This is a genomic window from Streptomyces lydicus (assembly GCF_001729485.1).
Classification (GTDB): domain Bacteria; phylum Actinomycetota; class Actinomycetes; order Streptomycetales; family Streptomycetaceae; genus Streptomyces; species Streptomyces lydicus_D.
Genome location: NZ_CP017157.1, coordinates 5951253 through 5970064 on the forward strand (window position 1 = coordinate 5951253; position 18812 = coordinate 5970064).

Annotated in this window: 13 protein-coding genes; 8 read left to right on the plus strand and 5 right to left on the minus strand. The window is 73.7% G+C overall.

Annotation, left to right across the window (positions count from 1 at the left end):
- The first annotated feature begins 90 nt into the window (after positions 1-90).
- The 3 genes from glgX to otr(A) all read left to right on the plus strand — a co-directional run bounded on the left by glgX (position 91) and on the right by otr(A) (position 7158).
- Positions 91-2310, plus strand: a complete 2220-nt coding sequence (gene glgX, locus SL103_RS25900; protein ID WP_069571336.1) for a glycogen debranching protein GlgX — start codon at positions 91-93, stop codon at positions 2308-2310.
- A gap of 94 nt (positions 2311-2404) precedes the next feature.
- Positions 2405-4909, plus strand: coding sequence for a malto-oligosyltrehalose synthase (gene treY / locus SL103_RS25905; protein WP_069571337.1), 2505 nt, complete (start codon positions 2405-2407; stop codon positions 4907-4909).
- A gap of 275 nt (positions 4910-5184) precedes the next feature.
- Positions 5185-7158, plus strand: coding sequence for a tetracycline resistance ribosomal protection protein Otr(A) (otr(A), locus tag SL103_RS25910; protein WP_069571338.1), 1974 nt, complete (start codon positions 5185-5187; stop codon positions 7156-7158).
- Here otr(A) and SL103_RS25915 read toward each other — a convergent pair.
- Positions 7137-7682, minus strand: a complete 546-nt coding sequence (locus SL103_RS25915; protein WP_069571339.1) for a DUF1707 and FHA domain-containing protein — start codon at positions 7680-7682, stop codon at positions 7137-7139. The genes otr(A) and SL103_RS25915 overlap by 22 nt on opposite strands.
- Before the next feature lie 201 nt (positions 7683-7883).
- Here SL103_RS25915 and treZ point away from each other — a divergent pair, with 201 nt between their 5' ends.
- Positions 7884-9656 carry a malto-oligosyltrehalose trehalohydrolase gene (treZ, locus tag SL103_RS25920; protein WP_069571340.1) on the plus strand — a complete coding sequence of 591 codons (1773 nt, stop codon included), beginning with the start codon at positions 7884-7886 and terminating at the stop codon, positions 9654-9656.
- A gap of 33 nt (positions 9657-9689) precedes the next feature.
- Here treZ and SL103_RS25925 read toward each other — a convergent pair whose 3' ends face one another.
- The 3 genes from SL103_RS25925 to SL103_RS25935 all read right to left on the minus strand — a co-directional run bounded on the left by SL103_RS25925 (position 9690) and on the right by SL103_RS25935 (position 12960).
- Entirely contained in the window at positions 9690-10574 is an 885-nt protein-coding gene (locus SL103_RS25925; protein ID WP_069569095.1) for an IS982 family transposase, read from the minus strand.
- 62 nt (positions 10575-10636) lie between these two features.
- Entirely contained in the window at positions 10637-11170 is a 534-nt protein-coding gene (locus SL103_RS25930; protein ID WP_069571341.1) for a type 1 glutamine amidotransferase domain-containing protein, read from the minus strand.
- A gap of 98 nt (positions 11171-11268) precedes the next feature.
- Complete coding sequence (locus SL103_RS25935; protein ID WP_069571342.1) at positions 11269-12960, minus strand: CocE/NonD family hydrolase; 1692 nt, start codon at positions 12958-12960, stop codon at positions 11269-11271.
- A 100-nt stretch (positions 12961-13060) separates the two neighbouring features.
- Between SL103_RS25935 and SL103_RS25940 the strand changes: the two genes are divergently transcribed.
- A complete protein-coding gene (locus SL103_RS25940; protein ID WP_069571343.1) occupies positions 13061-13777 on the plus strand; it encodes a TetR/AcrR family transcriptional regulator in 717 nt (238 codons plus the stop codon).
- A gap of 22 nt (positions 13778-13799) precedes the next feature.
- Here SL103_RS25940 and SL103_RS25945 read toward each other — a convergent pair whose 3' ends face one another.
- Positions 13800-15236, minus strand: a complete 1437-nt coding sequence (locus SL103_RS25945) for a purine-cytosine permease family protein (RefSeq protein ID WP_069571344.1) — start codon at positions 15234-15236, stop codon at positions 13800-13802.
- 213 nt (positions 15237-15449) lie between these two features.
- On the opposite strand from SL103_RS25945, the gene SL103_RS25950 reads away from it, so the two are divergent.
- The 3 genes from SL103_RS25950 to SL103_RS25960 all read left to right on the plus strand — a co-directional run bounded on the left by SL103_RS25950 (position 15450) and on the right by SL103_RS25960 (position 18739).
- Entirely contained in the window at positions 15450-17072 is a 1623-nt protein-coding gene (locus tag SL103_RS25950; protein WP_069571345.1) for a PucR family transcriptional regulator, read from the plus strand.
- A 63-nt stretch (positions 17073-17135) separates the two neighbouring features.
- On the plus strand, positions 17136-18083 hold the full coding sequence (locus tag SL103_RS25955) for a metallophosphoesterase family protein (RefSeq protein ID WP_069571346.1): 948 nt from the start codon (positions 17136-17138) through the stop codon (positions 18081-18083).
- The gene (locus SL103_RS25960) at positions 18080-18739 is read left to right on the plus strand and encodes a 4'-phosphopantetheinyl transferase family protein (protein WP_069571347.1); all 660 of its coding nucleotides are present in this window, start codon (positions 18080-18082) and stop codon (positions 18737-18739) included. The genes SL103_RS25955 and SL103_RS25960 overlap by 4 nt, the downstream gene beginning before the upstream one ends.
- Positions 18740-18812 lie beyond the last annotated feature (73 nt).

Sequence of the window (18812 nt, forward strand, 5' to 3'; positions counted from 1 at the left end):
CGACAAGTTGGGGAAGGATTTCCCTTCGGTCCGCGGACGTGTGTCGTGGAGTCGCCGCAGCGCCCGACGAGAAAGTGGAAGAGTCAACGCATGCAGGTCTGGCCGGGACAGATGTATCCGCTGGGTGCCACCTATGACGGGGCGGGCACCAACTTCGCGGTGTTCTCCGAAACCGCGACGCGCATCGAACTGTGTCTGCTGCACGACGACGGTTCGGAGACCGCCGTCGAGCTGCGCGAGAGTGACGCCTTCGTGCGCCACGCCTACCTTCCGGGGGTGATGCCCGGGCAGCGGTACGGCTTCCGGGTGCACGGGCCCTACGAGCCGCAGCGGGGCCACCGCTGCAACTCCGCGAAGCTGCTGCTCGACCCGTACGCCCGGGCCGTGAGCGGGGTGATCGACTGGGACGAGGCGGTGTACGGCTACCACTTCGGGCGGCCCGAGGTGCGCAACGACCTGGACTCGGCGCCGCACACCATGGCGTCGGTCGTGGTCAATCCGTACTTCGACTGGGGCGACGACCGCCCGCCGCGCACCGCCTATCACGAGACGGTGCTCTACGAGGCCCATGTGAAGGGCCTGACGATGCGCCATCCGGAGCTGCCCGAGGAGCTGCGCGGCACCTACGCGGGCCTGGCGCACCCGGCGATCATCGACCATCTGACGAAGCTCGGGGTGACCGCCCTGGAGCTGATGCCGGTGCACCAGTTCGTCCAGGACCACCGGCTGGTGGACGCGGGGCTGACGAACTACTGGGGCTACAACACCATCGGGTTCTTCGCCCCGCACAACGCGTACGCCTCCTGGGGCGACCGCGGTCAGCAGGTGCTGGAGTTCAAGACGGCGGTGCGGGCGCTGCACCAGGCCGGTATCGAGGTGATCCTCGACGTGGTCTACAACCACACGGCGGAGGGCAGCCACCTGGGCCCCACGCTGTCCTTCCGGGGCCTGGACAACGCCTCCTACTACCGGCTGTCGGAGGACCGGCAGTACTACATGGACACCACCGGCACCGGCAACTCGCTGCTGATGCGCAGCCCGCACGTGCTCCAGCTGGTGATGGACTCGCTGCGCTACTGGGTGCAGGAGATGCGGGTGGACGGCTTCCGCTTCGACCTGGCGGCGACCCTGGCCCGGCAGTTCCACGAGGTGGACCGGCTGTCGTCGTTCTTCGACCTGGTGCACCAGGACCCCGTCGTCAGCCAGGTCAAGCTGATCGCCGAGCCGTGGGACGTCGGTGAGGGCGGCTATCAGGTGGGCAACTTCCCGCCGCTGTGGACCGAGTGGAACGGCAAGTACCGGGACACCGTGCGGGACCTGTGGCGGGGCGAGCCGCGCACCCTCGCGGAGTTCGGGTCCCGGCTGACGGGGTCGTCGGACCTCTATCAGGAGGACGGGCGGCGGCCGTTGGCCTCGGTGAACTTCGTGACCTGCCACGACGGCTTCACCCTGCACGACCTCGTCTCGTACAACGACAAGCACAACGAGGCCAACGGCGAGGACAACCGCGACGGGGAGCGGCACAACCGGTCCTGGAACTGCGGCGCGGAGGGGCCGACCGACGACCCGTCGGTGCGGCGGCTGCGGGCCCGGCAGATGCGGAACTTCCTCGCCACGCTGATGCTGTCGCAGGGCGTGCCGATGCTCAGTCACGGCGACGAGTTCGGGCGCAGCCAGGGCGGCAACAACAACGCCTACTGCCAGGACAACGAGCTGTCGTGGGTGCGCTGGCCGGAGCCCGGCGAGCCGGCGGGCGGCGCGTCGTACGAGGCCGACGACCCCGACGGGGCGTACGAGGAGGACGACGACGCGGCGGACGGGGTGCGGGCGGCTCCCGACCCGGACGAGGAGCAGCTGGCGCTGCTGGAGTTCGTACGGCAGATGGTGTGGCTGCGGCGCGACCATCCGGTGTTCCGGCGCCGGCGGTTCTTCCAGGGCCATCCGAGGGAGGGCACCAGGGACGAGCTGTCGGACATCGCGTGGTTCACGGCCGGCGGCGGGGAGATGGGGCCGCGCGACTGGCAGTCGGTGCACGCCAATTCGCTGACGGTCTTCCTGAACGGCAGCTCGATCTCGGAGCCGGGCCCGCGCGGCGAACCGGTCACCGACGACTCGTTCCTGCTGATGTTCAACGCCCACGACCAGGACAAGGAGTTCATCGTCCCCGAGCACCTGGGCCGTCAGTGGCAGGTCGTGGTGGACACCGACCGGCCGCGGGCCGTGGCCGACGGCGGCGGCGCCAAGGTCAAGGCCGGCGACCGGCTGACGCTGACCGGGCGCAGCCTGCTGGTGCTCCAGCGGCCGGCGTAGCGGCGGGGGCGGCGGTACGGGTGGCGGTGCGGTGCGGAGGATCGGTGCGGCGAGCGATGACGAAACGACCCGCCGACGGGGTACGGGTGTTCCCATGACGCAGCCCTCGAGTCCGTCGCCGACCGCCACCTACCGGCTGCAGCTCCAGCCGGACTTCCCGTTCGCCGCGGCCGAGCGGGCGGTCCCCCATCTGGCCGAGCTGGGCGTGTCGCACCTGCACCTCTCGCCGGTGCTGGAGTCGGTGCCCGGCTCGACGCACGGTTACGACGTGGTCGACCACGGGGCGGTACGGGCCGAGCTGGGCGGTGAGCGGGGCCTGCGGCAGCTGGCGGCGACGGCCCGGGCGCACGGCCTCGGGCTGGTCGTCGACCTCGTGCCGAACCACATGGCGGTGCCGCAGCCGGCGGCGCTGAACGGGCCGCTGTGGGAGGTGCTGCGGGACGGCCCGGCCTCCCCGTACGCCCGGTGGTTCGACATCGACTGGGACGGCGGGCACGACGGGCGGCTGCTGCTGCCGGTGCTGGGCGGGCCGCTCGGCGACGAGCTGCCGCACTTCGTCGTGGCGGCCGGCGACGGGCTGCTGCGCTACCACGAGCACGCCTTCCCGCTGCGCCCCGGTACCGAGGAGCTGCCGCTGCCGCGCCTCCTCGCGTCCCAGTGGTACCGGCTCGGCTGGTGGCGGCTGGCCCGCAGCGAGCTGAACTACCGCCGCTTCTTCACCATTTCCGAGCTGATCGGGGTGCGGGTCGAGGACCCCGAGGTCTTCGACGCGACGCATCGCACGGTGCTGCGGCTGATCCGTGACGGGGTCATCGACGGGCTGCGCATCGACCATCCGGACGGGCTGGTGGACCCCGGCGGCTATCTGGCCCGGCTGAGTGAGGGCACCGGCGGCCGCTGGACCGTCGTCGAGAAGATCCTCACCGGCGACGAGCGGCTTCCCGCGAGCTGGGCGTGCGCGGGCACGACCGGCTACGACGCGCTGCGGCACATCGACGGCCTGTTCGTCTGCCCCCAGGGCTCCGGGCGGCTCTTCTCCCACTACCGGGACTTCGTCACCCCGCTGGCCGACGAGGGCGGCGACTGGGAGGAGACGGTGCGCCGGGCCGCCTATGAGGTCGTCACGCACGATCTGGCCGCGGAGGTCGAGCGGCTGGTGCGGACCGCGGCGCGGATCAGCGGGCGCGCCGCGCGGCCGGGCGACCACGCGCCCTGGGCGCTGCGCCAGGCGCTCCGCGAGCTGCTGGTGCGGCTGCCGGTCTACCGGCCGTACGCGGCCGACGCGACGCGGGCCGCGGCGGACGCGGCGATGCTGGGCCGGGCCGCGGCGGGAGCCCGCGGCGCGTTCCGGGTGCCGGCGGAGGCCCGGGCGGTGGATCTGATCCACGACCTGGCGCTCGGCCGGTGGCCGGACGAGCCGGACGAGCGCGACGGTGACGGCGGGCACGGCGACAGCCCGTACGGGGCGGACCGCGCCGACCGCGCGGACTTCGCGGCCCGGTTCGCCCAGACCGCCTCCGCCCTGCACGCCAAGTCCGTGGAGGACACCGCCTTCTACCGCTATCCGGTGCTGCTGTCGGCCTGCGAGGTCGGCGGCGACCCCGGGGAGCCGGCGCTCGGGCCGGACGCCTTCCACGCGTACTGCGCCCGGGTGCAGCGGGACCGGCCGACGACGGGCACCGTGCTGTCCACGCACGACACCAAGCGCAGCGCCGATGTGCGGGCGCGGATCGCGGTGCTGTCGGAGTGCCCGGACCGCTGGCGCGATGTGCTGGGGTCGATGGCCGAGGCGGCGGTGTGCGGGGCCGGGAGCGGGGTGGACGGCGCGGGTCCGGCGGATCCGATGGTGTCCTGGCTGGCCTGGCAGACCGCCTTCGGGCTGGGTGCCCCGGCCGGCGGGGCGGGCGCCGAACGGGTGGCGCCCGCGGTCCTCAAGGCGGCGCGGGAAGCCGGACTGCGCACGTCGTGGACGGAGCCGCGGGCGGACTACGAGGAGGCGGTGACGGAGTTCGTGCACAGCGGGCCGTGCGGTCCGCTCGGCGCGCCGCTGGCCGCGCTGGACGCCGAGCTGGCCCCGTTCGTCCGCGCCAATGTGCTGGGCGCCGCGCTGCTGCACCTGACCATGCCGGGCGTCCCCGACCTCTACCAGGGCAGCGAACGCCTCCACACGGCGCTGGTCGACCCGGACAACCGCGCGCCCGCGCGCTTCCGGCCGGAACTGCTCGCCGAGTTGGACGGCGGGGCCGTGCCGCGCGACCTGTCCGCCGAGAAGCTGCGGCTGACGGCCACCGCGCTGCGGCTGCGGCGCCGCCGGCCGGAGTGGTTCGGCGCCGCCGCGTCGTACGAGCCGGTGCGGGCCGAGGGGCCGGCGGCCGACCACTGCGTGGCGTTCTGCCGCAGCGGGCGGGTGGTGCCGGTGCTGACCCGGCTCTCGCTGCGGCTGGTGGAGACCGGCGGCTGGTGGGACACCGGGCTGCGGCTGCCGCCGGGCGGCCCCTGGCGCGAGCTGCTGACCGGGCGGGAGGTTCCGGGCGGTGCGCTGGTGGGGCTGAGCGAGCTGCTGGCGGACGCGCCGGTGGCGCTGTTCGCGGCCGAGTGAGGCCGGCCGGCCGCCGACCGGACCCGTACGGCGCCGCACCAGGACGGTGAACTCCGCCGCCACGCCGCTCGGTTCGGGGCGGGGGCAGACCGGCCCCGGCGGCCCGGGCCGCACCGGCACGGACGCGGTGCCCGGTAATTCGGTTGCGGTGCCGCGCCGTTCTGCGACCATGGCGCCGTACGCACGACCCCCTACTCAGGAGCACGGAATGCGCGGATTCCTCGGAACGACCCAGCGCCCCTACCGGACGTCAGTTCTCGAGGACTCACTCACCCATGCGCATCCGTCACACCCTCAACATCGGGATTCTCGCCCACGTCGACGCGGGTAAGACCAGCCTCACCGAGCGGCTGCTGTTCGACACCGGCGCCATCGGCCGGCTCGGCAGCGTCGACAACGGTGACACCTGCACCGACACCGGCGCGCTGGAGCGGCAGCGCGGCATCACCATCCGCTCTGCCGTCGCCTCCTTCACCGTCGGTGACGTCCAGGTCAATCTCCTCGACACCCCCGGCCACTCCGACTTCATCGCCGAGGTCGAGCGCGCCCTGGGGGTGCTCGACGGCGCCGTGCTGCTGCTCTCCGCGGTGGAGGGCGTCCAGGCCAGGACCCGGGTGCTGATGAAGACCCTGCAGCGGCTGCGGCTGCCCACCCTGCTCTTCGTCAACAAGATCGACCGGGCCGGTGCCCGGGGCGAGGAGCTGGTCCGCGACATCCGCCGGCTGCTGGCGCCCACCGCCGTCCCGATGACGTCGGTGACCGGCCTCGGCACCCCGCAGGCCCGCTCGGTGCCGTACGACCTGACGGAGCCGCGGGTCCGCGAGCGGATCGCCGAAACGGTGGCCGAGGTCGACGATTCCGTACTCGCCCTGTTGGTGGACGGCCCGCCCGGGGGGCGCGAGCCGGCCGGCGGCGACGCGCCGCTGACCGCGGACCGGCTGGCCACGGCGCTGGCCGCCCGGACGGCCGACGGTTCGCTGCACCCGCTCTACTTCGGTTCGGCGCTCGCCGGCCAGGGCGTCGGCGCACTCGTCGAGGGGATGGTGCGGCTGGTCCCGCCGGCCCCGGCCGGCCCGGGCGGCGCGCCGCGCGGCACGGTCTTCGCCGTCCACCAGCCGCCGAAGGGCGAGCGCCGGGCCTATCTCCGGCTGCACGGCGGCGAGTTGCGGCCCCGCCAGCAGATCGAGTGGCACCGCCCCGGCGCCCCGGACGACGCGCGCGGAGCGCTGACCGGCCGGATCACCGCACTCGACGTCGTCGGCCGGGCGCCCGGCGAGGACGGGCCGCTCACCCCGGGCAACATCGCGGTGCTCCGCGGGCTGCCCGGCATCCGTACCGGGGACCGCCTCGGCCCGCCGGGCGACGACACCGGCGCCGAGGCGCTGTTCGCCTCCCCCACGCTGGAGACCGTCGTCCGGGCCCACGACCCGGCGCGGTCCGCCGCGCTGCGCGCCGCGCTGCTGGCCCTCGCCGACCAGGATCCGCTGCTCCAGGTCCGCCCGGCGCCTGACGGCGCGACGTCGGTGCTGCTGCACGGCGAGGTGCAGAAGGAGATCATCGCGGCCACCCTGCGCGACGACTACGGCATCGAGGCCGGATTCGCGCCGAGCCGGGTGCTCTGCGTCGAGCGGCCGTGCGGGACCGGAGCGGCCTGCCACGAGATCGCCGGGCGCCGGCACGTCGGGGAGTGGGCCACGGTCGGGTTGCGGGTCGAACCGGGCGCGCGCGGCTCCGGCCCGGTCTTCACCTACGAGACCGAACTGGGCGCCCTGCCGCACGGCTTCCACCAGGCCATCGAGGAGTCCGTACGGGAGACACTGCGACGGGGCCCGCGCGGCCGGGCGGTGACCGACTGCCGGGTGGTGCTGACGCGTTCCGGCTTCGTCGGGCCGCTCAGCACCGCCGGGCACTTCCGCGCCGTCACGCCCGTGGTGCTGCTGCAGGCCCTGGAACGGGCCGGCACCCGGGTCTACGAGCCCTGGCACGCCTTCGAGGCGGAGATCCCGGTCAGTGCGTTGGCGGCGGTGACCGCCCGGCTGGCGGCGCTGGGCGCGGAGCTGTCCGACACCTCCGGCGGCCTGCGGTCCTGGCTGGTCAGCGGGGTCATTCCGGCCCGTCAGGCGGGTCCGGCCGAGGCGGCGTTGCCGGGTCTGACGCACGGGGAAGGGGTGTGGATGTCGTATCCGTCGGGCGACCGGCCGGTGCCGGCCGGGCACGAGGAGGCGCCTCAGCGCTCCGTCAGGACGTAGTCCACCCGGCCGAAGGTGATGTGGTCCCCGGGGCCGACGGGGACCTCGCCGACGACCCGGCGGCCGTTGACGCAGGTGCCGTTGGTGGAGCCGAGGTCACGCAGCATCCAGCCCTTGCCGGCGCTGCGGAGCTCGGCATGGGCGCGGGAGACCGTCTCGTGGTTGAGCCGGAGGCCCACCCCGGGGGCGCGCCCTATGAGCAGCGGCAGGGGCCCGGGCTCCGGCAGCAGGAGCTTGGGCAGCCGCTCCATGCGCCAGGCCCGGCGCACCCGGAGGTTGAACGCCGACGCCCGGCCGACCATCCGCAGCAGCAGCCCCTGGACCTTGCCGCGGCACTCCAAGTCGGCCGTCGCCAGGTCGAGTTCGGAGTGCTCCTGGGCAGTGAGGACGAGTTCCATGCGCCGCAGGAAGGTGTCCTGGGAGAGCCGTCCCTGTGCCGCGCCGTCGCGCAGCAGGTCGAGGGCGCGTTCCCGGTCGGCATCCGACGGACGCGCCGGCCGCGCGGGGAACTCGAGCGATGTCATGCCGTGATTGTCCGGCCGGCGCGAGCCGCTGTCCAGGCGATGCAGGTCGGTGGGGACGGCGGGCCGGCGGGCGGCTCATCGGGACCGGCCGGTGCGGTGGCGCGTTGGCGCGATGTCGGCCCGTACCGCCACGTCGGGCTGTCGGGCGGCGCGCCGACGTGCTTGGGTCGTGCCAACGGGAGCGGACGAAGGAGGACGGCCGTGCTGTTCGAGGTGTGGGCGCCACGCGCCGGACGGGTCGACCTCCAGTGGGCGGGGGACCGGGCCGGCCGGCCGCCGGTCCCGATGGAACGCGACGGCGACCGGGCCGGCTGGTGGCGCGCCGAGGCGCCGGCCGCGGACGGGGACCGCTATGCCTTCCGGCTCGACGGGGGTCCGCCGCTGCCGGACCCGCGCGCGGCCCGGCTGCCGGAGGGCCCCGACGGGCCCGCGGCGGTGGTCGACCACGACCGGTTCGGCTGGCGGCATCCGTGGTCCGGCCGGCCGCTGCCCGGCGCGGTCCTCTACGAGCTGCACGTCGGCACGTACACCCCGGAGGGCACGTTCGACGCGGCGGCCGCCCGGCTGCGCCACCTCGCCGACCTGGGCATCACCCATGTCGAGCTGATGCCGGTCTGCCCCTTCCCCGGCACGCACGGCTGGGGCTACGACGGGGTGGCGCCCTGGGCGGTGCACGAGCCGTACGGCGGGCCCGACGGGCTCAAGCGGTTCGTGGACGCGGCGCACGGCCTCGGGCTGGGCGTGATCCTCGACGTGGTGCACAACCACCTCGGCCCGTCCGGCAACCATCTCCCGGAATTCGGGCCGTACTTCACCGACACCCACCGCACGCCGTGGGGCGCGGCGGTGAACCTCGACGCCCCCGGTTCGGACGAGGTGCGCGGCTATTTCCTGGGCAGCGCGCTGTCCTGGCTGCGCGACTACCGACTCGACGGGCTGCGGCTGGACGCGGTCCACGCGCTGCACGACGACCGCACCCCGCACTTCCTCGCCAAGCTGTCTGCCGCGGTGGACGGGCTGGCCGCCCGGCTGGGGCGCCCGCTGTTCCTGATCGGCGAGTCCGACCTGAACGATCCGCGCACCACCGCGCCGCGGGAGAGCGGCGGCCAGGGGCTGCACGCCCAGTGGAACGACGACTTCCACCACGCCCTGCACACCGCGCTGACCGGCGAGTCCCAGGGCTATTACGCCGACTTCGCGCGGGCCCCGCTCGCCGCCCTGGCCAAGACGCTGACCGGCGGCTTCTTCCACGACGGTACGTACTCCAGCTTTCGCGGCGGGCCGCACGGCGCGCCGCTCGACCTGCGGACCACGCCCGCGTACCGGCTGCTGGCCTACGCCCAGACGCACGACCAGATCGGCAACCGCGCGCTCGGCGACCGGCTCGCGGCGAGTCTGCCCGCGGGGCTGCTCGCCGGCGCCGCCGCGCTGGTGCTGTGCTCACCGTTCACCCCGATGCTGTTCATGGGCGAGGAGTGGGGGGCGACCACCCCCTGGCAGTACTTCACCGACCACACGGATCCGGAGCTGGCGGAGGCGGTACGCGCCGGCCGGCGGCGCGAGTTCGCCGCGCACGAGTGGGCGGGCGACGCCGGTGAGTGGCCCGACCCGCAGGATCCGGCCACCCGGGACCGCTGCGTCCTGGACTGGAGCGAGCCGGTCCTCGAACCGCACGGCACGCTGCTGGCCTGGCACCGTACGTTGCTGACCCTCCGTCACGAGCTGCCGGCGCTGACCGACCCGGATCCCCGCCACACGGAAGTGACCTTCGACGAGGACGCCCGCTGGCTGCTGCTGCGCCGCGGCCCGGTGCGGGTGGCGGTCAACTTCGGGCGGGCGGCGACGGCCTCCGTTCCCGTCGGCGTCCCGGGACGGGACCTGCAGGTCCTGGCGGGCTGGCCGGAGGCCCGGCTGCCCCACGCGGACGGCGTGCTGCGGCTGCCGCCGGAGTCGGTGGTGGTGCTGGGGCCGTAGGGCGTGCCCCCTAGATGGTTGAGTCCGATGTTCTTAGTGGTCGTAGGCGATCAGGGATCGTTTGATCTTGGCGTTGGTGGTCCAGTTGTGCCAGATGCAGGCTGCCAGGGCGAGGAGTCGTTGGCCGGTGCGGGCGAAGACTCCGATCGGGGTTCTTGCTCCGTGCTGTTCGAGGCTGAGCTGGCCTTTGAGGGTGCCGAAGACGGCCTCGATCCACTGACGGACACGGGTGATCTTCCCGTGCCGGACCGGCTCGTCCTTGCGGTCCGGCCGCACCAGGTGAACGCCGAGTCGCTCGGTGAGGAAGGCTTCGAACCCCTTGCTCGCGAAACCCTTGTCGGCCAGGACCACCTGCCCAGCTCGGATGAGGTGGTGGTCGCGTTCCAGCAGGGCGGTCATCACTTCCCGTTCGCCGAGCTTGGGGTTGGCCAGGCACCAGGTGACGGGCATGCCTTCGGCGGTGGTGACCAGGTAGAGCCGCAATCCCCAGAAGAAGCGGGAGTGGCTGCGGCAGTAGCCGTAGCCGGCATGTCCGGCCAGATCGGAGCGTTTGACGGTCTCGCGCGAGGCAGCGCAGGGCAGCGGGGTGGAGTCGATCAGGCGCAGGTCGTCGTGCCAGGTAGGGACCTGGCGGGCCAGTGCTTCGATCACCTGGGAAATCAGCGGTCCGGCCGCGTTCAGACGCTTGTTGTAGGCGGATTGCTGGGGCAGGTAGCGAAAGAGGTGTCCCAGTCTGGCGTGGGCGAAGCGGACCCAGTGCCGGGCAGAGGGAAACCCGAGCAGGACTTGGGCGACGGCCAGGCACAGCAGTTCGGCGTCTGTCAGTTTCGGAGGTCGCCCAATCCGGCGACAAGGGACCACGTGGTCGTCGATGAACACGTACAGTGCCGCCAGAAGGGCGTCCAGGCTGGTAGTCACACACGAGCCAACGGGCGCCCTTCGCCATGGTCGCGGCCAGCAGGAACATCGGACTCATTCATCTAGTGCGAGAACTCCGCGAGGAATGCCTCGCAGAAGGCGTGCAGATCGGCCGGTTTGCGGCTGGTGATCAGGGTGTTCGGACCGGCCGTGCAGATCTTCACCTGTTCGTCGACCCAGGTGGCGCCCGCGTTGCGCAGGTCGGTCCGCAGGCTGGGCCAGGAGGTCAGTGTGCGGCCGCGTACCACCTCGGCCTCGATCAGGGTCCAGGGCGCGTGGCAGATGGCCGCCACCGGCTTCCCGGCGTCGAAGAACGACCGGACGAGGGCGACGGCCCTCCTGTCCAGGCGCAGCGCGTCCGGGTTGGCCACCCCGCCGGGCAGCACCAGTCCGTCGAAGTCCGCCTCGGTGGCCTCGTCCACGGTCAGATCGACGGGAAAGGTGTCCGCCTTGTCCAGGTGGTGGAACGCCTGGACCTTTCCCGCGGCGGTGGAGATCAGCCTCGGGGTGCCGTTCGCCTTGGTCACCGCCTGCCACGGCTGGGTCAGCTCGACCTGTTCGGTGCCCTCGGGGGCCACCAGAAACGCCGCCTGCATAGCGCGCTCACGTCCCTTCGTCCGATCCGTCGGGCCGGGAAGCGGAGCAGCGCGCCGCTCCCCCACTTCTCGACCATAACGGAGCGAAGTGCCTCAGTTCATCCGGACGGGAACGCCTGTGCCCCGTGGGGCAGTGTCAGCGTCGAGCCGCCGTGCAGGATGAGGCGGGTCGGCACGAGGCCGGTGGCATCGACGGTCGGCTCCCCGGTGCCGGAATGGCGGGCGTAGCGCGGATGGGCGCCGCCGCTGACCTGGAGGCGTATCCGGTGCCCCGCGGCGAAGCGGTGTGCGGTGGCGCTCATCGCGACGGTGACCTCGACGGGGGTCCGCCCGGTGGTCCGCAGTCGGGTCAGCCCGTCGCAGACGTTGGTGGAACGGCCCTCGGCGTCGACGTCGCAGAGGCGGGCGAAGACGTCCGCGTACCCGGTGTCCGTGGAGATCCGCAGGCGGGCGGAGACCGGGCCCAGGATCTCGACCGGTTCGGTCAGCGGCGCGCCGGTGAAGGTCCGGACGTCCTCGCGTGCTTCCAGGGTGCGGTTGTCGCGCGGCCCGGCGTCCGGGGAGAGCACGGGCCCGCCCACGGAAGGAGTGGGGTCCGCGGGGTCGTAGCGGAAGGACGTCAGGGGCTCGGCATCCGCGGGGGCCTGCCGGCCGAGGGTCCCGTCGGCGGCGGGGAACCAGGTCGTCGCGGGCCCGGTGGGCGGCCAGTCGTCGAGGTCCCGCCAGGTGTCTTCGCCGCCCATGTGGACCCGCACGCGGGTGGGACGCAGTCCGGTGGGGTCGTCGCACAGGTGCGCGCGCAGCCAGGCGAGGCTCTCGGCGAACACGTCGGGCCAGCCGTGCTGGAACGCGGAGGTGTGGGTCCAGGGGCCGACGAGCAGGGACGTGTCGCAGCCGGCCCGGCCCAGGCGGGCGAACTGCTCGAAGGTCTGGTCGGCCAGCGCGTCGTGCCAGCCGGTCACCAGGGCGGTGGGCACCGTCTGCCGTTCCGCCGCCGCGCCCAGGGACGCACCGTGCCAGTACGGGTCGTCGGCGTCCGTGCGGGACATCACCTCCTCCAGCCAGGGCACGTCGCCGAGGGCCGACGTGTGGGCGCCGCGCAGCGGTCGTGCGGTGGTGATCCGGCGCAGACCGCACTGGAGGCGCAGCGTCGCCCGCACGAACGGGACCAGGCCCTGGTGCTGGTAGGTCATGCCGGCGCCGACGGCGAGGGCGTTGCCGAGGCGGAGTGTGCCGCCCTGGTGGAAGAGGGCGTGCGGATCGTGCAGACCGACCTGGATGACCATGGCCTTCAGCTCCGGTGGCGGGTCCAGGGCGAGCGCCCACTGCACATAGCCCAGGTAGCTGGGGCCGATGGTGCCCAGCGCGCCGCTGAACCAGGGCTGTTCGCGCAGCCAGGCCACGGTGGCCAGGCCGTCGGCGGGTTCGTTGCGCCACAGGTCGAACCGGCCGCCCGAGCCGCCGGTGCCGCGGCAGCTCTGGAGGACCACGTGGAAGCCCTGCTCGGCGAAGAGCACGCCGTACATGGGTGACCACGGCAGGCCCCGGCCGTAGGGCGAGCGGACGAGGAGGGTGGGGAAGTCGCCCTTCGCACGCGGGAAGTAGTGGTCGGTGAGCAGCGGGCTGCCGTCCGCGGCCGGGACCTCCAGGCCCCGTTCGCAGCCGGCGCCGTAGCGCGCGGCGGGCAGGCCGCGCCAGGTCGCCCGCATCATCCGGGAGGCCAGCGGTGGCTTTCCGGGCGGGACGGCCCGCTCGGGCTTCGGCGCGACGTCGTGCGGGTGCGGTGTCATGTTCGTTTCCCCTCCACTTTTTCGTACGCCGTACGAGAATAGTGGATGCTTGGATGGACTCCGCAACACCCGGCGGTCCGGGAGAGGAAGGGAAACGCTCGTGCCCGGTGGTCACGGGGCCGGCGCCACAGGCGTCGACCCCCAGCAGCTCTGGCTGAACCCCAGTCGGTCCGGCAGGGGCCGCAAGCCCTCCTTCAGCCGTGCGGCGATCACCGCCGCGGCGGTCGCCCTGGCGGACGCGGAGGGATTGGAGGCGGTCACCATGCGGCGGGTCGCCTCCGAGGTCGGGGCCGGCGTCATGTCGCTCTACAGCTACGCCCCCGACAAGGAGACCCTGCTGGAGCTGATGGTCGACCACGTCAGCGGCGAACTGCCGGCTCCGGCCCCCCGTACCGGCGACTGGCGCACCGACCTGAAGGCCATCGCGCACCTCCAGCGGGACCTGATGCTCCGTCACACCTGGCTGCCCGGCGCGCTGGCCACCCGGCGCACGCCCGGCCCGCACACGCTGGCCTTCCTGGAACACGCGCTCGCCGCCCTGCGGCCCACCCGGCTGGACGGCGCCGCGAAGCTGGAGGTGTTCAGCCTGCTCACCGGCTTCGTCGCCTCGCACGTCGGCTACGAGATCCGGCAGGCGGCCGCCGCCGACGCGCCCGGCCGGGCCGCGGCCGAGGCCCGCTACCTCGCCGCCGTCGCGGCCGACGGCCACCACCCGGAGCTGGCCGAGGCGCTCTCCGCGCCCGGCCGCCCCCCGGCCCCCGAGGCCCTGTTCACCCGGTTCCTCGACCGCCTGGTCGACGGCCTCGACACCGCCTGACCCGGCCGGCCCCGGGCGGCGGTCACCGGACCGGGGCCGTCGGCTCCCGCTCCGCGTCCGCGCCGGCCTCCAACTCCCGTTCGCTGGCCGCCACCGCGGCCTGCTCGGCGGCCAGGTCGAGGTTGCGGTGGAGGACGTAGTACAGGCCGCCGCCGACCAGCAGCCCCGGCACGAAGGACAGGTCCGCGCCGCCCAGGGCCTCGGTGACCGGGCCGGTGTAGAAGGACGTCGCGAAGAACGGGATCATCGCGACGAACCCGGCCGCGTAGGCGAGGATGCCGCGCCAGGCCCACCGGCCGTAGATCCCGCGCGGGTCGAAGATGGCGGTCACCGCGTAGTGGCCGCGCCGCACGCAGTAGAAGTCGACGAGGTTGACCGCGGTCCACGGGATGAGGAAGTACAGCATCATCAGCACGAAGGTGTTGAAGCTCGCCAGGTAGTCCTCCGGGAGCAGCATGGCCACCGCGAAGATGATCACCCCGATGGCGACGATGCCGGCGATGCGCGGCCGGACGGTCGGCCGGACCGCGCGGAAGGCGTCCACCGCGCTGGTGGTGGTGAGCATCGCGCCGTACGCGTTGACGGCCATGATGCCGATCAGCGCGACGGAGGAGACCACCACGGCGAAGGTGCCGAAGCCGGGCAGCAGGGCGTTGCCGACCTGGCGGATGGCGGTGATCGCGTCCGGGTGGGGCAGCGCCGAGGCGAGCAGCGCGCCCAGCGACATCAGCCAGGCGGCCGAGCCCGCCGCGCCCGCGTACGTCCACCAGATGACCTTGCGGGCGGACACGTCGCGGGGCAGGTAGCGGGAGTAGTCCGACACGTAGACGGCGTAGCTGATCTGGTAGCCGGCCGCGGCGGAGAAGACCACCAGGAAGGACGTCCAGGAGCCGTGCGCGGCGTGCGCGGCGCCCGCCGCGGCGTGCGGGTGGAGCCGGCCCAGCGCGCCGACGGTGAGCACGCCGAAGACCGCGATCAGCACATACGTCAGCCAGCGCTGGACCAGGTGCAGCAGGTCGTGGCCGACCACGGCGAGCACGATGGCGACGCCGATGATCAGCACGTACCAGAGGGTGGTGCCGCCGGGGAAGACCGTACGCAGGCCCTGGGCGGCCAGCACGACGTTGAAGACGTTGAAGCCGACGTAGACGAAGACCACCGCGGCGAAGGGGACGATCGCGCCGCGGATGCCGAACTGGGCCCGCGACTGGATCATCTGCGGCAGGCCCATCCGGGGGCCCTGGTTGGCGTGGAAGGCCATGAAGAAGGTGCCGAAGCACGCGCCGAGGACGACGGCCGCGACGGAGGCGGGCAGGCTCAGGCCGAGGGCGGGGCCGAGGAAGCCGGTGACCATGGTGGTCAGCACGAAGTTCCCGGTGAACCAGAACGGGCCCTGGTGCCACACCTTCCCGTGGCGCTCGCGGACGGGGACGTAGTCGATGGAGCGGACCTCGATCATCCGGGTCCCGCGCCCCTCACTACTCGTGCCTTCCCCAGGCGTCGTGGGGTCCATGGGCTGCTCCTCGGGGCGTGGCGACAGGTCTCCGCGGGGCGCTGCAGACATTAGTTGCGCAATACAGCGATTCCGTGGTGGTGCGAACCTAGGGGCACGGCCGCCGGGACTCGATCGCCCGATCGTCCATTCCATAGATATGTGATGGACACTATGTCTATGCCCCTGCGTATCTCCGACCTGCTGGCCCGGTCCGACCTCGCGCTGTCGGTCACCTACGACGTGCCGCCGCAGCTGCTGGACCGCACGATCGAGGCGGCGACCGTCTCCGATCTGCCGGTACCGGGAAAGTGGCTGCAGGGCGGGGAACTGCTGATGACCATCGGTCTGCTGCTGCCGGGCGAGCCGGCCGCCTGCCGGGCGTACGTCCGGGACGTGGCCGAGGGCGGGGCGGCCTGCCTGGCGCTCGGGCTGGGCCAGGGGCTGCCGTACCAGGAGGCGCCGGCGCCGCTGGTGGCGGCGGCCGAGGAGGCGGGGCTGCCGCTGCTGACGGTGCCCGACGAGGTCCCGTTCATCGCCGTCACCAAGGCCGTCTTCGACGCCCGGGCCGACGAGCAGCGCGAGGTGCTGCACCGGGCCTTCGCCACCCAGCGGCGGCTGACCGCCGCGGCGGCCGGCGACGGGCTGCGGCCGATGCTGGCGGAGTGGACGGCGGCCACCGGGGTGGGGGCGGCGGTGCTCGATCCGCTGGGCCGGCTGCTGGCGACCGGCGACCACGCGCAGCACGCCCCGCCGCCGCGGGCCCGCGACCTGATCGAACGGGTCGCCGCGCGCGGGCTGCGCGGCAGCGCCTCCAGCACCGCCGGCGGGCAGCAGCTGGAGGTCCAGCCGCTGGGCGCACGGCGGCTGCGCGGGCTGCTGCTGCTCACCGGCCGCCCGGACGACGCCGCCCGCTCGGTCGTCCCCGGACTGGTCTCGCTGCTCTCCCTGGAGCTGGAGCGCCGCCACCTGCGCGACGAGCCGGAGCGTCGCCGCAGGTCGGCGCTGCTGTCGGAGCTGCTGGCCGCGGAGGATCCGGCCGCGGACCGGGCCAGGGACATGCTGCACTCGGTGGGGCTGACGGCCGAGCGGGTGCGCGGCGTCGTGGTGGAGCCGGAGGACCGCCGGGAAGCGGCGGACGGCGCGGCCGGTGAGGCCGCCGCGGCCGCCGCACAGGAGATGGCCGCCGATCTGGCGCTGGCGATCCCCGGCGGCCTCGTCCGGGTCACCGGCACGGGCCACGGCGGGGCGCCGGGCGGGATCATCGAGGCGGTGGTCGGCGAGGACCTGGACGTCCGCGACGTGCTCGCCCGCTTCGCCCCGCACCGCCCGGCCGGCATCGGCCCGGCCACCGCGCCCGAGGCGGTACGGGTGTCACTGCGTCAGGCGGCCGGGCTGCTCGCCGTCAGCCGGTCGGCCGGCGAACCCGCCGAGGCCCGGCAGAGCCAGGCCAGCCGGCTGCTGCTCGACCTCGGTGACCGCCGTACGCTGCACGGCTACGCCGACTCCGTGCTCGGTCCGCTCGATCTCGCCGACAACGGCGAGGAGTTGCTCGCCACGCTGGCCGCCTGGCTGGAGACCGGCGGTGCCTGGGACGCCACCAGCCGGCGGCTCGGCGTGCACCGGCACACCGTACGCAACCGCCTGGACAAGGCCATGGACCTCACCGGCCGCCGCCTCGACGACCCCGACGACCGGTTCGACCTGTGGCTGGCGACCCGCATCCGGCGCGGCGGCGCGGCGGCCGCCGGGACCGGCGGCCGGCCAGTTCCCCCACCCCCGCCGACACGACCAGGCCGGTGACGGACGGACCTTCTCCCGCCGTCCGCCCTTCACTCCCGCCCCCGCAGCGTCTTTACTTCGATCGTGACCTACGAGATCCGCACCCTCGCTCCCGGCGGCGCCGGCCCCGCGCCCGTCGCCCCCGCCCCCGGTGCCGCGTCCGGCGGGCGCGGCACCCTGGTGGCCGTCAGCGACCTGCACGTCCGTTACAAGGAGAACCGCGAGATCGTCGAGGCGTTAACGCCGGAGTCCGACGACGACTGGCTGCTGGTCGCCGGCGACGTCGGCGAGTACGTCTCCGACATCCGCTGGGCGCTCTCCCTGCTGAGCAGCCGGTTCGCCCAAGTGGTGTGGGTACCGGGCAACCACGAGCTGTGGACGCCCGCCGACGACCCGGTGCAGCTGCGCGGCGTGGCGCGCTACGACCATCTGGTGCGCATCTGCCGGGAGTTGGGCGTCCTGACGCCCGAGGACCCCTACCCGGTCTGGAACGGCGACGGCGGCCCCGCGGTCATCGCCCCGCTGTTCCTGCTCTACGACTACACCTTCCGCCAGCCCGGCCTGACGACCAAGGAGGCGGCGCTCGCGCACGCCGAGCAGGCCGGGGTGGTGTGCACCGACGAGTTCCATCTGCACCCGGACCCCTATCCGACGCGGGAGGCGTGGTGCCGGGCGCGGGTCGCCGCCACCGAGGCCCGGCTCGCCGCCCTGCCACCGGACCTGCCGACCGTGCTGATCAACCACTGGCCGATTGTGCGCGAGCCCACCCAGCCGCTGTGGTACCCGGAATTCGCGCTGTGGTGCGGTACCGAGGCGACCGCCGACTGGCCGCGGCGGTTCCGGGCCGCCACCGTGGTCTACGGCCATCTGCACATCCCCCGGCTGCTGATCTGCGACGGCGTTCCCCATCAGGAGGTGTCGCTCGGCTATCCGCGGGAGTGGCAGCGGCGCACCTCGGCGCCGGGCCGTCCGGTGCGGGTCCTGCCCGCCCCGGCCACCGTGCCCTCCGGTGCCTCGGGGACCCTCGCATGATCGACAAGTTGTTGCCGGCGCCCGTGGTGACCGCCGAGGCGTTCCGCGACGCCCCGCTGTCGGAGATGTTCCCCGAGGAACGCGCGCTGGTGGCCAACGCGGTTCCCAAGCGCCAGTTGGAGTTCGGCACCGTACGCGGCTGCGCCCGCAGCGCGCTGTCCCGGCTGGGCTTCGCCCCGGCACCGCTGCTCCCGGGCAGCGACCGGGCGCCGCAGTGGCCGGACGGCGTGGTCGGCGCGATGACCCACTGCGCGGGCTACCGCGCCGCCGCGGTGGCCCGCCGCCGGGACGTGCTGACGGTGGGCCTGGACGCGGAGCCGAACGAGCCGGTGGCCGACCCCGGCGTGGTCGACCTCGTCACGCTGCCCGAGGAGCGTGCGCAGCTGCGCGGTCTGGCGGCGCTGCAGCCCGAGGTCAGCTGGGACCGGCTGATCTTCAGCGCCAAGGAGTCCGTCTACAAGGCGTGGTACCCGCTCACCCGGCGCTGGCTGGGCTTCGAGGACGCCCTGCTCACCCTCGACCCCACCGACGCGACCTTCACGGCCCGGCTGCTCGTACCGGGCCCCGTCGTCAACGGCGAAGAACTCACGGAGTTCACCGGCGGCTGGCTGATCGGCGAAGGGCTGGTGGTGACCGGGATCGTGGTGAAGGCGTGAGCCGGCACGGACCGCGACGGCCGCGGGGGCTTTGAACGGGCCCCCGCGGCGCGACAGCGCGGCGGACACGCAA

Excerpts from the sequence above, each read along its gene's own strand:
- glgX (WP_069571336.1), top strand. The coding sequence starts at position 91 with ATGCAGGTCTGGCCGGGACAGATGTATCCGCTGGGTGCCACCTATGAC.
- treY (WP_069571337.1), top strand. The coding sequence starts at position 2,405 with ATGACGCAGCCCTCGAGTCCGTCGCCGACCGCCACCTACCGGCTGCAG.
- SL103_RS25915 (WP_069571339.1), bottom strand. The coding sequence starts at position 7,682 with ATGACATCGCTCGAGTTCCCCGCGCGGCCGGCGCGTCCGTCGGATGCC.
- SL103_RS25930 (WP_069571341.1), bottom strand. The coding sequence starts at position 11,170 with ATGCAGGCGGCGTTTCTGGTGGCCCCCGAGGGCACCGAACAGGTCGAG.
- SL103_RS25935 (WP_069571342.1), bottom strand. The coding sequence starts at position 12,960 with ATGACACCGCACCCGCACGACGTCGCGCCGAAGCCCGAGCGGGCCGTC.
- SL103_RS25945 (WP_069571344.1), bottom strand. The coding sequence starts at position 15,236 with ATGATCGAGGTCCGCTCCATCGACTACGTCCCCGTCCGCGAGCGCCAC.
- SL103_RS25950 (WP_069571345.1), top strand. The coding sequence starts at position 15,450 with ATGCCCCTGCGTATCTCCGACCTGCTGGCCCGGTCCGACCTCGCGCTG.
- SL103_RS25960 (WP_069571347.1), top strand. The coding sequence starts at position 18,080 with ATGATCGACAAGTTGTTGCCGGCGCCCGTGGTGACCGCCGAGGCGTTC.